The sequence below is a fragment of the Streptomyces mangrovi genome (genome assembly GCF_900114215.1).
Taxonomy (GTDB): domain Bacteria; phylum Actinomycetota; class Actinomycetes; order Streptomycetales; family Streptomycetaceae; genus Streptomyces; species Streptomyces barkulensis.
Window position 1 is genome coordinate 171626 of the sequence record NZ_FOSG01000004.1, and the last position, 13114, is coordinate 184739.

At 74.5% G+C, this 13114-nt stretch carries 14 protein-coding genes; 4 read left to right on the plus strand and 10 right to left on the minus strand.

All coding sequences use genetic code 11. The annotated features are described in order from the left end of the window. Positions 1 to 142: 142 nt before the first annotated feature. The 3 genes from BM237_RS07335 (at position 143) to BM237_RS07345 (ending at position 2068) form a co-directional block, all read left to right on the plus strand. Complete coding sequence (locus BM237_RS07335) at positions 143 to 757, plus strand: TIGR03086 family metal-binding protein (RefSeq protein ID WP_093848709.1); 615 nt, start codon at positions 143 to 145, stop codon at positions 755 to 757. Positions 758 to 820: 63 nt separating this feature from the next. Then, positions 821 to 1192: a DUF6412 domain-containing protein gene (locus BM237_RS07340; protein WP_245793468.1), complete on the plus strand. Its 372-nt coding sequence runs from the start codon at positions 821 to 823 to the stop codon at positions 1190 to 1192. Positions 1193 to 1297: 105 nt separating this feature from the next. Then, positions 1298 to 2068, plus strand: a complete 771-nt coding sequence (locus BM237_RS07345; RefSeq protein WP_093848710.1) for a YidC/Oxa1 family membrane protein insertase — start codon at positions 1298 to 1300, stop codon at positions 2066 to 2068. Here the strand turns inward: BM237_RS07345 and BM237_RS07350 are convergent. The 10 genes from BM237_RS07350 to BM237_RS07395 form a co-directional block, all read right to left on the minus strand. Continuing rightward, complete coding sequence (locus BM237_RS07350) at positions 1995 to 2486, minus strand: YflT domain-containing protein (RefSeq protein WP_093848711.1); 492 nt, start codon at positions 2484 to 2486, stop codon at positions 1995 to 1997. The genes BM237_RS07345 and BM237_RS07350 overlap by 74 nt on opposite strands. A gap of 97 nt (positions 2487 to 2583) precedes the next feature. Beyond that, a complete protein-coding gene (locus tag BM237_RS07355; RefSeq protein ID WP_093848712.1) occupies positions 2584 to 3726 on the minus strand; it encodes a YeiH family protein in 1143 nt (380 codons plus the stop codon). Further along, positions 3726 to 4340, minus strand: coding sequence for a cysteine dioxygenase family protein (locus BM237_RS07360; protein ID WP_093848713.1), 615 nt, complete (start codon positions 4338 to 4340; stop codon positions 3726 to 3728). The genes BM237_RS07355 and BM237_RS07360 overlap by 1 nt, the downstream gene beginning before the upstream one ends. Positions 4341 to 4483: 143 nt before the next feature. Then, positions 4484 to 5389, minus strand: coding sequence for a LysR family transcriptional regulator (locus BM237_RS07365; protein WP_093848714.1), 906 nt, complete (start codon positions 5387 to 5389; stop codon positions 4484 to 4486). 95 nt (positions 5390 to 5484) lie between these two features. Next, complete coding sequence (locus tag BM237_RS07370; RefSeq protein WP_093848715.1) at positions 5485 to 6612, minus strand: FAD-dependent oxidoreductase; 1128 nt, start codon at positions 6610 to 6612, stop codon at positions 5485 to 5487. A 150-nt stretch (positions 6613 to 6762) separates the two neighbouring features. After that, positions 6763 to 7356 carry a GTP-binding protein gene (locus BM237_RS07375; protein ID WP_093848716.1) on the minus strand — a complete coding sequence of 198 codons (594 nt, stop codon included), beginning with the start codon at positions 7354 to 7356 and terminating at the stop codon, positions 6763 to 6765. Then, on the minus strand, positions 7337 to 7729 hold the full coding sequence (locus BM237_RS07380) for a DUF742 domain-containing protein (RefSeq protein ID WP_093848717.1): 393 nt from the start codon (positions 7727 to 7729) through the stop codon (positions 7337 to 7339). Before BM237_RS07380 ends, BM237_RS07375 begins: the two co-directional genes overlap by 20 nt. Beyond that, positions 7726 to 8160: a roadblock/LC7 domain-containing protein gene (locus BM237_RS07385; protein ID WP_093848718.1), complete on the minus strand. Its 435-nt coding sequence runs from the start codon at positions 8158 to 8160 to the stop codon at positions 7726 to 7728. Before BM237_RS07385 ends, BM237_RS07380 begins: the two co-directional genes overlap by 4 nt. Beyond that, positions 8157 to 10754 carry a sensor histidine kinase gene (locus tag BM237_RS07390; RefSeq protein WP_093848719.1) on the minus strand — a complete coding sequence of 866 codons (2598 nt, stop codon included), beginning with the start codon at positions 10752 to 10754 and terminating at the stop codon, positions 8157 to 8159. The genes BM237_RS07385 and BM237_RS07390 overlap by 4 nt, the downstream gene beginning before the upstream one ends. A 379-nt stretch (positions 10755 to 11133) precedes the next feature. Continuing rightward, positions 11134 to 11508 carry an RNA-binding S4 domain-containing protein gene (locus BM237_RS07395; RefSeq protein ID WP_093848720.1) on the minus strand — a complete coding sequence of 125 codons (375 nt, stop codon included), beginning with the start codon at positions 11506 to 11508 and terminating at the stop codon, positions 11134 to 11136. Between the two features lie 252 nt (positions 11509 to 11760). Here BM237_RS07395 and BM237_RS07400 point away from each other — a divergent pair, with 252 nt between their 5' ends. After that, entirely contained in the window at positions 11761 to 12963 is a 1203-nt protein-coding gene (locus BM237_RS07400; protein ID WP_245793469.1) for a glycoside hydrolase family 6 protein, read from the plus strand. The last annotated feature ends 151 nt before the right edge of the window (positions 12964 to 13114 follow it).

Sequence of the window (13114 nt, forward strand, 5' to 3'; positions counted from 1 at the left end):
GCGGTGGTCATGCCGCGGGCCGGGGAGACCTGCGCCACCCGCCGCGGCGGCGATGAGTTCCCCGCACCGCGCCGGTCTCCACACATGCGCGCCCGTACGGTGCCGCGCGAACCGGCACACCCGCGAGAGGAAGGAACGCGAGATGACCGCGATGCCCGATCTGGAGCCCCCGGCCCGGCGCATGGCCCTGGTGCTGGAGAACGTCGCCGACGAGCGGCTCTCCGCACCGACCCCGTGCGAGGGGAGCACCGTCGGCGACCTGATCCACCATGTGCTCGGCCTGAGCGTCGCCTTCCGGGACGCCGCCCGCAAGGACCTGGGCCCCGCCACCCGGACCGATCCCTCCGCCTCCCGGCCCTCCGCCGCGCTGCTGCCCGCCGACTGGCGCGACGCCGTACCCCGCGCCCTGGACGGACTCGTCGCGGCATGGCGGGAACCCGCGGCGTGGGAGGGGGTCACCCAGGCGGGCGGCGTCACACTGCCGGCCGCGGTGGCGGGACGTGTCGCCCTGAACGAGCTCCTCATACACGGCTGGGACATCGCCCGCGCCACCGGCCAGGAGTACGACTGCGACGAGACGAGCCTGCGGGTGTCGGTCGGCCTGCTGTCGCAGTCGACGGACGAGGCGGAGAGGGCGGGGACGTTCGGCCCCGTCGTCGAGGTCCCCGACGGCTCCCCGCTGCTGGACCGTGCCGTCGGCCTCAGCGGCAGGGAGCCCTCCTGGAACCCCGGGGCCGCTTCGGCGCGTCTGGGCTAGCATCGAAGGCGGCCACGGACGGACGGGGCCGCGGGGGAGCGGACCGTGGGGAGGGGAGCGTACATGCCGTACGGCAGGCACTCACGCCGTGCGCACACGCCCCGCGCACTGCGGTGGCACACCACCCTCCGGCCGCTCGCACTCCTGGTGCACCCGGCGCTGACGGCGCTGCTGGTGCTCCTGACGGGCCTCCAGCCCGCCCACGGCGGCGGTCTGGCGGAGGCCGCCGCGGCCCTCGCCGCCGCCGCGGGCACGGCGCTTGCCGTGGCCGCCCTCCGCACCGCGTGCCGCGCCCGGCCCGCGCCGCCCGCGCGCGTCCGCACCGCCCTGCGCGACCGGGAACGCCGTACCGCCTTCCTGCCGCAGCGCGACCCCGACGCCTCGGGCCGCCCGCGGCCCCGGGCCCCCGGCCGTCCCCTCCCGACGGCCGGGTAGGCGCGGGAGAACCGCGGCGGATCCTTCGCCGGGGCCGCGCCCGCACGGCTCGTCACGCCGACGTCCGATCAGTCCGGCACGACGAGGCCCCGGGAGGGCTCAGCCATGTCCGTCATCGTCCATCTCCTCGCGCTGCTGGCCGGCGCGCTCGAACCGCTCTTCGCCACCTTCGCGACCGCCGCCGCGATCGTGGTGGCCACCGTGTGCGTACGCGCCCTGCTCCACCCCCTGGCCCGGGCCGGGGCGCGGGCGGAGAAGGCCCGCGCCCGCCTCGCCCCGCAGACCGCCGAGCTCAGGAAGCGGCATGCCGCGGACCCCGAGCGGCTGCGGCGCGCCCTGCTGGAACTGCACACCCGTGAGGGGGTCTCGCCGGCGGCCGGCTGCCTGCCGATGCTGGCGCAGCTGCCCGTCTTCTTCGTGATGTACCGGCTGTTCACGGCGGAGCGGGTGGACGGAGAACCCAACGGGCTGCTGGAGGACCGGCTGGGAGCGGCCCCGCTGGGCGGGGTCTACGCCGACGCGCTCGCGGACGGCGGGTTCCTCGGCCCGCAGGGGCTGGTGTACCTCGGCCTGTTCGCGGTGATCGCCGCCGTGGCGGCCTGGACGTACCGGCGGGCGCGCGCGGCGGCGCACCGGGCGGAGCTGCCCGGAGCGCCGGGCCTGGCGAGGCTCCTGCCGCTGCTCTCCTTCGGCACCCTGGCGACCGCCGCGTTCGTCCCGCTGGCCGCCGGGGTCTACCTGGCCACGACCACGGCGTGGACGGCGGCGGAGCGGGCGCTGCTGCACCGCGACCGCGGCGCGGTCACGCCGTGCCGGACAGCCCCTGGTGCTGGAGGATGCCCCGCGCCCGGTCGGCGTGCCCGCCGCGCACGATGACGTCGTAGCGGGCGGCGGCCAGGGACCGGGTGGAGGAGAAGTCGCGCCTCCCGCCGGTCGCGGCGTGGCTGACGAACCCGAAGACCGCCCCCCACAGCGCACCGATGAGGATGCCGCCGAGGATCAGCCCGAGCCAGGCCCCGCCGGTGGTGAACAGCCCCACCAGCAGACCGATGAAGAGGCCGAACCAGGCGCCGCTGGCGGCGCCCATGGCGGATGCCCGGCCCTTGGTCATCCGCCCGGTGACATGCTCGACCAGGCGCAGGTCGGAGCCGACGATGTCGATGTGCTCCACGGGGAACTTCTCGTCGGAGAGGCGGTCCACGGCGGTCTGGGCCTCCTCGTAGGAGGAGTAGCCGGCCACCGTGTTCCAGGCGTCGCTGACCGGGTTCACGGGGTTCGGTTCGATGCTGGCCATCTCGTGCTCCCCTTGTGGGAATATCCGTTATGGCCCGCCTTCCCCGGCTGCCGCCCCTTCATGGGCGCCGGGGAGGGCCGAGGGCCGCCCGCGGGCATCAGGAGGTGAGCAGTACGCCCGCGTAGGAGACCCCGGCGACGACCACCCACGAGCAGGCCCCGAGTACGGCCAGCCGCACGCCGGTGCGCGCCAGGGTGGGCAGGTGGACGGCGCTGCCCAGGCCGACGAGCGCGGCGGCGAGGACGAACTCCCGGACCGCCGCGGCGGCCTCCAGCGCGTCGGCCGGGACGGCCCCGGTGGTGCGCACGGCCACCGCCGCCAGGAACCCGGCCACGAACAGCGGAACCAGCGGGGGGCGCCTGCCGCCGGGCTCCCCGTCACCGGATGCCCGGCCGCCCCGGCCGCTGCGGACGCCCCGGACGGCCGAGACGGTCACCGCCGCGACCAGCGGAGCCAGCAGCAGCACCCGCATCAGCTTCACCAGCACCGCCTCGCCCAGCGCCGTCTCGCCCGCGGTCCGGGCGGCCGCCACCACCTGGCCCACGTCGTGCACACCGGCGCCGACCCAGCGCCCGAACTGGGCACCGTCCAGGCCGAGGGGATGGTGCAGCAGCGGCAGGACGACGATGGCCAGCGTGCCGCACAGGGTCACCAGGGCCACGGAGGCGGCCGTGTCCCGCTCGTCGCTGCCGCGCGCCTGACCGACCGCGCCGATCGCGGAGGCCCCGCAGATCGAGTAGCCGGTGGCGACCAGCAGCGGCTGGTCCCCGCGCAGTCCGAGCCGGCGGCCCAGCCACAGGGTGCCGAAGAAGGTCGAGGCCACCACAGTCAGCACCATGCCGACGGTCGCCCAGCCCAGCCCCAGTACGTCGCCCAGGCTCAGCTCCAGGCCCAGCAGCACCACACCGGCGCGCATCAGCCGCTTCCCGGCCATGGAGAGTCCGGGGCGGCCGGCGCCGGAGGCGAACCGGCCCGTCCCCGGCAGGTGGGCGGCGGCCACGCCCAGCACGACCGCCGCGGTCAGCATCGGCACCCCCGGCAGCAGCCGGTGCACGGCCCAGGCCAGCGCCGTGCCGCCCGCGGCGAGGGCGAGACCGGGCAGCGGATCCGGCACGCCCCGGCGCGGGGGGTTCGGCCCGGCCGGACGCGCCGGAGTGCGCTCGCCGTCCCCGTGCTCGCCGGTGTGCTTGTCGCCGTGCTCGCCGGTGTGCCGCCGCGGACGCTGTCCGAGCAGCGCCATCAGCGGTCTGCGGGGAGGTCGTAGACCCGGCGGACGCTGCTGCCCAGCCGGGAGACGTCGGCTCCGTAGACATGGATGGACACGGCCTTGTCCGAGCCGCCGTTCCAGACCCGGTGGATGTCGCCGGGGGGCGCGAAGCCGCACACCGAGCCCTGCGGGTTCACCGCGTCCTCGGTGGCGATCAGCCGCGCCCGGCCGTCCGGGGAGTCGGAGGGCAGCAGTCGGTAGCGGCGTTCGTGCTCCTCGCCCTCGTGGACTCCGGTGACGCACCAGGAGACGTGGTCGTGCACGGAGGTGCGCTGGCCGGGCAGCCAGACGAGGGCCACGAGCGAGAAACTGCCGTCGGCCTCGGCGTGCAGCAGGTGCTGGCGGTAGCGCTCGGGATCGCCCTCGCACTGCTCGGGAGTGAGCAGGTCGGGGGCGCCCAGGTGGGGCGCCAGCTTCTCGCCGACCAGATACGCGGTCGGGTCCGGCGGCAGGCCCCGCCCCACGGCCGCGCGGATGTCCGCGACGAGAGCGGCGAGGCGGCCGGTCGTCCGTGGGCCGGCGGCACGGGCGGCCGGGCCGACGGCGGTGTGTGCGGGGTGTGCGGTGGAGGAGAGCGAAGCGGCCATGCCCGCAGCGTCGCGCCGATCACCCATCACGTCCAACGAGGGTTTCTTTGCGGTTCCCAAAATTCCGCTTATGGGAGAGTGCTGAGGACACGTGGAGAACGGGCGGAGAACGGGCGGAGGAACGGGCCGCCCGGCGGCCGGTCTCAGCAGCCGGTGCGGTTCGCGGCCACCGCCCGCAGTTCCTGGAGCACCAGCGCGGTGGCCGGTATCCGCAGATGCTCGCGGAGCACGTACGCCGAGACCTGCCGCCGGGCGGCCGGATCCAGGGCGCGTCCGGTGACCTTCCGGTGGACCAGGAAGGACAGCACCAGCCCCGGCATCATGGCGATGCCCAGCCCTTCGGCGACCAGGCTCTGCACCACGAGGTTGTCGTCGGTGGTGAAGACGATGTCGGGGGCGAAACCCAGCTCGGCGCACTCGTGCAGGAAGTTGGTGCGGCAGCGCAGACACCCGGCGATCCAGCGCTCGTCCGCCAGTTCCGCCAGCCGTACCGCCCGCCGCCGCGCCATCGGGTGCCCGGCCGGCAGCAGCACCGTGAGCTGGTCCTCCAGCAGCGGGATCTCCACCAGTTCGCCGGGCACCTGCTCGCGCAGCCCGGGGTAGGTGAAGGCCAGGGTGATGTCGCACTCGCCGCGCACCACGCGGTCCAGCGACTCGGGCGGCTCGCTCTCCTGGAGCTCGACCCGCACTCCGGGGTGGTCGGCCGCCAGCCGCGCCAGCGCCTCCGGCACCAGGGTGGCCCCGGCGCTGGGGAACGCGCACACCCGTACCCGCCCCGCGCGCAGCCTGGTCAGCGCCGTCATCTGCCGCTGGGCGGTCTCCATGCTGCCCAGGATCACGCCGGCGTGCCGGGACAGGGCCTCGCCCGCCTCGGTGAGCCGCATCCGCCGGCCGGCCCGCAGGAACAGCGGAGTGCCCACGGTCCGCTCCAGCGCCTTCATCTGCTGGGTGATCGCGGGCTGTGTGTACCCCAGGGACCGGGCCGCCGCCGAGTACGAACCGGTGCGGACCACCTCGTGGAAGGTCCTGATGTGCCGCGAATCGAACATGCCGGAACGATAAACGGATTTTAGAGGTGGTGAGAGACCGTTACGAGCCTTCGACGGAGCGTGTACGGCCCGCCGGGCACCGTCGAGGACACCGTCTAGGGGTGCTCGCCGAGCACCGCCATGGTCCGGCCGATCAGTCCGGGCACGTCCGCGCCCCGCACCCCCTCCATCAGCCAGGCGCCCAGCCGCACGGAGTTCTCCACGACCATGCGCACCCGCGGCATGCGGCGCTCCCGGTAGACGGCCAGTGTCTCCTCGTCCCAGCCGGCGCCGCCGGTGAGCAGCTCGGCGAGGACGAGGGCGTCCTCCAGGGACATCGCCGCCCCCTGGGCGAGGGTGGGCGGGCAGGCGTGGGCCGCGTCCCCGGCCAGCACGACCCGGCCGCGGTGCCACGGCCCCTCGACCAGAAGCCGGTGGAACCAGGTGTAGTTGACAGCGGAGTCCTCCGTGATGGAGGCGCGGATCTCCTCCCAGGCGCCGCCGTAGCCCGCGGCCAGGGCGCGCATCTCGGCGGCGTACGAGGACGGGGACAGCTCGGCCCGCTCCCGCGCGGGCTCGACCAGATAGGCGTAGAGGGCGTCCTCGCCGGTGGGGCAGTAGCCCGCGATGTAGGCGGGGCCGCCGTAGGCCAGGTCGGTGCGCTCCACACTCCGCGGGCGGGGCGCGGTGACGCGCCAGATGCCCATCCCGGTGGGCTCGGGCCGGTCCTCGATCCCGGCCATCGCGCGGGTGGGGGAGCCCAGCCCGTCGGCGGCGACCACCAGGTCGTAGCGGCCGGCGGTGCCGTCGGTGAGGCGGACGTCCACCCCGTCGCCGTCCTGCTCCAGGGACTCCACCGCGCAGCCGAGCCGGACGCGGACCCCGGCCGCGCGTACGGCGCCGGTCAGGACGTGCTGGAGGTCGGGGCGGCGTATACCGAGGGTGGCGGGCAGTTCGGGCCCGCCGGTGCGGATGTCCTCGGCGACGTGCAGCACCGTGCCGTCCGGGGCGATCAGTCCGAGGGTGTCGAAGCCGAAGCCCTTCTGGCCGACCTCCTCCCACACGCCCACCTCGCGCAGCACCCGCAGGGCGTTGCCCTGGAGGGTGATGCCGGAGCCCTGGACGCTCCAGTCGGAGGAGAGCTCGACCAGATCCACCGCGATGCCTGCGCGGCGCAGCAGGACGGCCAGGGCGTTGCCGCAGATCCCGCCTCCGACGACGAGAACGGTACGGGCCGGGGACATGGGTTCCTTTCGGGAGAGGGGCGTGCCCGACGCAGGGCGTGCGGGCAGGAGCACACGCCGGGCGCCGGAGCGTGCCGGTGGGCGAATGAAGGCGGACGAAAGAAGGGGAGCGGCCTCCGCCGCCGGTCGGCCCGCCGGTCGGCCCGCCGGTCAGCCGGCGGGCTCGCGGACCGCCACGGACCGGGCCATCAGCAGGTCGATCAGCGCGACCAGCAGATCGCGGCCGGCCTCGGACCGCCGCACGTCCCCCATCAGCAGCGGGACGCCCGGGTCGAGGTCGAGGGCGTCGCGCACCTCCTGCTCGGTGCGGTCGCAGCGGCCGTGGAAGCAGTTGACGCCCACCACGAAGGGGATGCCCCGGCTCTCGAAGAAGTCGATGGAGGCGAAGCTGACATCCAGCCGCCGGGTGTCGACCAGGACGACCGCGCCCAGGGCGCCGTTGACCAGGTCGTTCCACATGAACCAGAAGCGCTCCTGGCCCGGGGTGCCGAAGAGGTAGACCACCAGTTCGGGGTTGACGGTGATCCGGCCGAAGTCGAGCGCCACCGTGGTGGTGGTCTTCTCCGCGAGACCGCCGGTGTCGTCCACCCCGACGCTGGCCTCGGTCAGGTACTCCTCGGTGCGCAGGGGGGCCACCTCGCTGACCGCCCCCACCATCGTGGTCTTGCCCACCCCGAAGCCCCCGGCGACGAGGATCTTGACGGCCAGTGGGCCCGTCGTAGCGTCAGAGTTTCTGGAGCCCATCCCTCACCGCCTGAAGAATTTCCACGTTAAGTCCACCACTTCTCCCGTCCGCCAGGGGCGGACGGGTCGTCACCGCGCCGAACTCCACGAGATCGCCGATCAGGATCTTCGTCACCGACACGGGCAGATCCAGCTCAGCGGCGATCTCCGCCACCGCGGCCGGCTCGCGGCACTGCTCGACGATGGCCCGGTGCTCCGGCTCCAGCCGCCGCCCGGCGGGCCGGCCCTCCTCGGGCTCGACCGTCGTCACCACCGTGATCAGGGTGAGGTCGTCGCGCTGCGGAGCGGTGCGGCCGCGGGTGATGGTGTACGGCCGGACCAGTGAGTCCTCTTCCTCGCCGTCGGACTCCAGGCTGTCCGTCCAGTGGTTCACCCACGTCCACCCCCGCCGGAGGCCGAGGCGTCGGACCGGGTCTCGGTGCCGAGCTTCTGGCCGACCTGCTGCACGAGGGTGTGCATGGCCACGGCCATCACCTCCGCGTCCACGTCCTGGGAGGCGACGACGGCCAGGTGGGTGCCCTTGCCGGCCGCGGTGATGAACAGCCACAGGTTGGCCAGCTCCACGATGACCTGCTGCACCGGGCCGCCGTCGAACAGTTCGTCGACGCCGCGGGCCAGGCTCTGCTGGCCGGTGGCCACGGCGGCCAGCCGTTCGGCGGCGGTGCGCTCGATGGTGCCCGACTGGCTGATCACCAGCCCGTCGTCCGACAGGACGACGGCGTGCCGGGTGCCCGGCACCTGCTCGACCAGACCGTCCAGCAGCCAGTCCAGGTCTTGGTTGGTGGCGGTGGTTCGCTGTGTCATGTTCGGTCTTCCGTCTTGGGTCGGCTCTGACCCGGCGTGCTGCCGCCGGTTGTGGAGGGGGCGTCGGGGGCGGCGGCCCGCTGCCTGGCGATGCGGGACTGCCGCTGGAAGGCGCCGATGGCGGCGCCGGAACGGGCGGGCTCCGGGCGCAGGGTGAGCGTGTCCTCGTCCGGGCCGGAGGCTTTCCGGACGGCCGGATTCCGCAGCTCGGGGGCGAGGCTGGCCTGGCGGACCCGCTTGGGCAGCGGCTTGTCCGCCTCGCCGTCGGGGTGTTCCGAGGCTTCCTCCGCGGCGCTCTGCGCGCCACCGGCCGCGCCGGTGCCGTCGTGCCGGGGCTCCTCCTCGTCCCCGGTGTCCCCGCCGTCCCCGGTGCCCCGGGCGTCCGCGGTGTCCTGGGCGTTTTTGGTGGTCCGGGCCGTTTCGGCGGACGGCGGGGCCGCCGGGGCGGGGACGACCGCGGACATCGCCCGGCCGCGGGACCGCACGGGCAGCGGCGCGGGGGATCCGCCGTCGGACGGTGCGGTCTCCTCCCGGTCGGCGGCGCTCCCGCCCGCGGTGTCCGCCTCCCGGCGCGCGCCGGCTCTCCGGGGCGCGCCGGCTCTCCGGGGCGCGCCGTCGTCGGCGGGCCTGTCGGCGACCAGTTCCTCGGGGATGTGGACGATCACCCGGGTGCCGCCGAACACCGACGGCCGGAACTCGACCCCCAGGCCCAGCCCGGAGGCGAGCCGCGCGACCACGTACAGGCCCAGCCGGACGTCGTCGGCGCGGGAGAGCATGTCGGCGCGGGGCGGGTCGGCGACGAGCCGGTTGACCCGCTCGTACTCGTCCGGCTCCATGCCCAGGCCGCGGTCCTCGATCTCCACGACCAGGCCCCGCCCGACCATGCCGGCCCGTACCTCCACGGGGGTGGGCGGCTTGGAGAACGCGGCGGCGTTCTCCATCAGCTCGGCCAGCACGTGCACCACCGGGCCCACGGCGCGGCCGGTCAGCCAGGGCCGGCCCTCGACCTCGACCTGGATGCGGCGGTAGTCCTGCACCTCGCCCAGCGCGGCGCGCAGCACGTCCAGCATCTTCACCGGCTTGCGCCAGCGCCGCTGCGGCTGGCCGCCGCCGAGGATGACCAGGTTCTCCTCGTAACGGCGCAGACGGGCCGTCAGATGGTCGAGGTCGAACAGGCCCTCCAGTACCTCCGGGTCCTCGTGGCGGCGCTCCATCTCGTCGAGCTTCTTCATCTGGAGGCCGATGAGCAGCTGGGTGCGGCGGGCGATGCGCTGGAGCAGGCGTTCGAAGCCGCGGTGCTGCTCGACCTCCCGTACGGCGGTCTCGACGGCGCTGCGGCCCGCGAGGTTGAGAGCCTGGCCCAGCCGGCCCAGCTCGTCGTCCTCATGACCGACCCGGGGCACCTCGGCCTCGGTGTCGACCGTCTCGCCGCGGCGCAGCCGCTCGACGACGTCCGGCAGTCTCCCCTCCAGCTCCAGGGCCTCCTGGCGCAGGGAGGTGATGCGCCGTCGCAGGGTGCCCGCGATCCGCAGGCTGAGCGTGACGACCAGGAGGACCGCCACCAGGCTGATGGCGGCGACGATCGTCATGCGGCGCTCCAGGGCCGCCACCGACTCGTCACCGACCTGGTTGAGGTCGATGGTCCGGTTCATGATCAGCTTCTGGAACTGCGGGGTGAGCGCGTCCACCGATTCGCGCCACTCGGCCTCGGAGCCGGGCAGGGGGATGCCGGGTTCCCCGCTGTGGGAGTGCGCGCCCAGCAGCCGCCGTTCCGTCTCGGCCTTGCCCAGCCAGTGGCTGTTGGTGGTCATCTGGCGGTAGAGCAGGAGGTCCTCGTGCGGCAGGTGGGGCGCGATCCGGCTCTCCAGCAGGAACTGCTGGGCACCGATCCACTCGGTCAGGCTGGAGTGCTCGCCGTCGGTGAGCCGGCCGGTGTCCCAGCCGCGGGCGAGGAGGGCGTCCTCGCGGGAGAGCATCTCCTTGGCCCAGGACAGGTCGATCAGGACCCTGGCGCGGGCCGTCACCTCGCTGTTCTCCGAACGGCTCAGGGCCTCGAAGAGCCGCAGGTCGACGGCGATCAGCTCGGTGAAGTAGCGGAAGACGTCGGCCTGCCCCGCGACCCCGTTGTCCACGCTCTGGCGGATACGGTCGATGCGGAGCATGTCCGAGCGGGTCAGCTCGACGATCTCCCGCAGGTCCTCGGGTGCGTTGGAGGCGTCGATGCCGGACAGCGTGCGGAAGGAGCGCAGAGCCTCGTCCGTCCGGGCACGCTGCTCGCGCAGGGCGCTGCGGGTCGGGCCGTCGGGACCGGCCAGCAGCTCCGCGCTGAGCCGCCGCTCCTCCTGGAGGTTGAAGTAGACGGCGTTGGCCGGGGTGCCCGCACGGGCGGCGAGGGTCTTCTCGTCCTTCTGGACCTCCCACTCCTGCGCCCACTGGCCGGTACTGACACCCCACAGGGCGATCATGGCGAGGCTGGGCACGACGGCCAGGATGAGCAGGGCCGCCCGGATCGAGTTCGGACGCAGCGAACTCAGACGGAACGTTTTGCTCGCCGACCGCCCCTGCCGTCTCGGCACACGGGTGCGCAGTGCCATCTCTCCCCAGCAGTGGTTCACGGTGACGGGTCGCCGCTGGTGGGAGCGGCGAAGGACGGAGCGATGTTAGTCATACGCAGTGTCAAAAGAAAACAGGTGAGGGCGTACTTCGCATCACCTGACAGCGTGTCCGTCCGGGCCCCGCTCCCGTCCCCGCCTCGCTGTGGCCCGCGGACGGTGGTGCCCGGCAAATGCTCGAAAACTGGGCGAGGGGGCGGGGGTGGTGGCGGACGGCCGGTTGTCGGGGGGTGGCGAGGCGGGGACGGCCGGCGCCCCTGGGCGCGACCGGGCGCATGGGCCGCCGGTGGTTCCCCGTCGCGAATCCCGGCGGCCGTACGACGGCGGCGCACGGCCGCCGGGAATCGCGCGCCGGCTGCGGTCAGCGGCCGCGCAGCCGCTCGGTCTCGCGCCGCTCCCGCTTGGTCGGGCGGCCGGCGCCGCGGTCGCGCCGGGCCACCGGGGCGGCGTACTCGCGCGGGGGCGGGGGCGGGCTGTTGTCGACGAAGCACTCCGCCGCGACCGCTGCGCCGACCCGCTTGCGTACCAGGCGCGTGACGACGACGATCCGGTCGCGGCCCAGGTGGCGCAGCCGTACCTCGTCGCCGGGGCGCACCGGGTGGGAGGGCTTCACCCGGTCGCCGTTGATGCGGACATGGCCGCCGCGGCAGGCGGCGGCGGCCATTGAACGTGTCTTGGTGAGCCGGGCGGACCAGATCCAGCTGTCGATCCGCACGCTCCCCTCGTCTGCAGCCATGCCTTTGACTTTAGAGGAGTGCGCCGTCCGGCGGGGGGCCCGCCGGTTCCTTCACCCTTCGCCTCCGCAACGGCGGTCCCCCGCGGCGCCGCGCGGGGCGCGGGGCGCCGCGGAAAACCCGGGTGGGAGGTCTTGACGGGCGGCGCTGACGGGAGGAAGGTCTGGCAGCAGGCATGGGAGCGCTCCCATGAGGCGGCGGGCCGTGCCGCAGGGGAGCGCTTCGTCGGATCGCCCACGTCAGGAGCCGGGAACGTGCAGAGACGCAGGACAGGCACTGTCGCAGCCGCAGCGGCGGCCGCCGCGCTGGCGCTGGTCGCCGGGACCGGGGTGGCCGGGGCCGCCGACCGGGCCGAGGGGGGAGCGCAGAAGCGGGAACGGGGCGGGGAACGCCTGTACGTACCGCCGGCCAACCCGGATGCGTACACGCAGATCAGGGAACTGGTGGAGGCGCGGGAGTACCGGGACGCCGTCGGTGTCGCCCGGATGGTGACCACTCCCCAGGCGGTCTGGCTCAACGGCAACGGGGACGACAGCCGTATCCGGTGGGAGGTGGCCCGTATCGTGCGGGACGCCGCGCGCAAGCGCGCCCTGCCGGTGCTGGCCCTCTACAACGTCCCCGGACGCGACTGCTCACAGTACTCGGCGGGCGGCGCGGCGAACACCGCCGAGTACAAGGCCTGGATCGACGAGGTCGCCAGGGGTATCGGCGGCAAGCGGGCGCTGATCGTCCTGGAGCCCGACTCCCTGGCCCTGCTGCCCTCCGACTGCGGCCAGGACGACGACGAGGGCACCCTGACCGCCGCCCGCTACGCGGAGATCGGCTACGCCGTCGAGACCCTCTCGGCCCGGCCCCGCACCACCGTCTACCTCGACGCCGGCCACAGCGGCTGGCACAGCGTCAGGTCCATCGTGCCCCGGCTGGTCGAGGCCGGGATCGAGCGGACCGCCGGCTTCTACCTCAACGCCTCCAACTACCGGGCCGACGACGAACTGGCCCGGTACGGCAAGCTGGTCTCCGGCTGTGTGGAGTACGTCCAGGGCGGCGGCGACGCGGCGGCCTGCCCCGACCAGTGGTCGGACCGGAACGAGGCCCGGGCCTGGCTGGAGGAGAACGTCACCGCCGACCCGGCCGACCAGCCCCACTTCGTCACCGACACCAGCCGCAACGGCAAGGGGCCGTGGACCGCGCCGGCGGACCTCTACCCGGACCCGCAGGACTGGTGCAACCCGCCGGACCGAGGCCTGGGCGCGCGGCCGGCCACCCGCACCGGCGACCCGCTGCACGACGCCCGCCTGTGGATCAAGATCCCCGGCGAGTCGGACGGCCTGTGCCTGCGCGGTACCGAGGGGCCCGAGGACCCCGCGCGCGGCATGGTCGATCCGGCGGCCGGCCAGTGGTTCCCGCAGCAGGCGCTGGAACTGGTGCGCAACGCGGAGCCGCCGCTGCGCCCCTGAACCGCGACCACCCGCCCGGACGCTCTCCGCGCCTGGAGCCCCGGTCGGGAACCCCCGGCCCGGCGGCGCGATGAGGGCGCGCCGCCGGACCGGTTCCGCGTCCGGCCCCGGTGTCTCCTCCGCCGGGGCCGGACGTCCGGCCGGTGGCCGC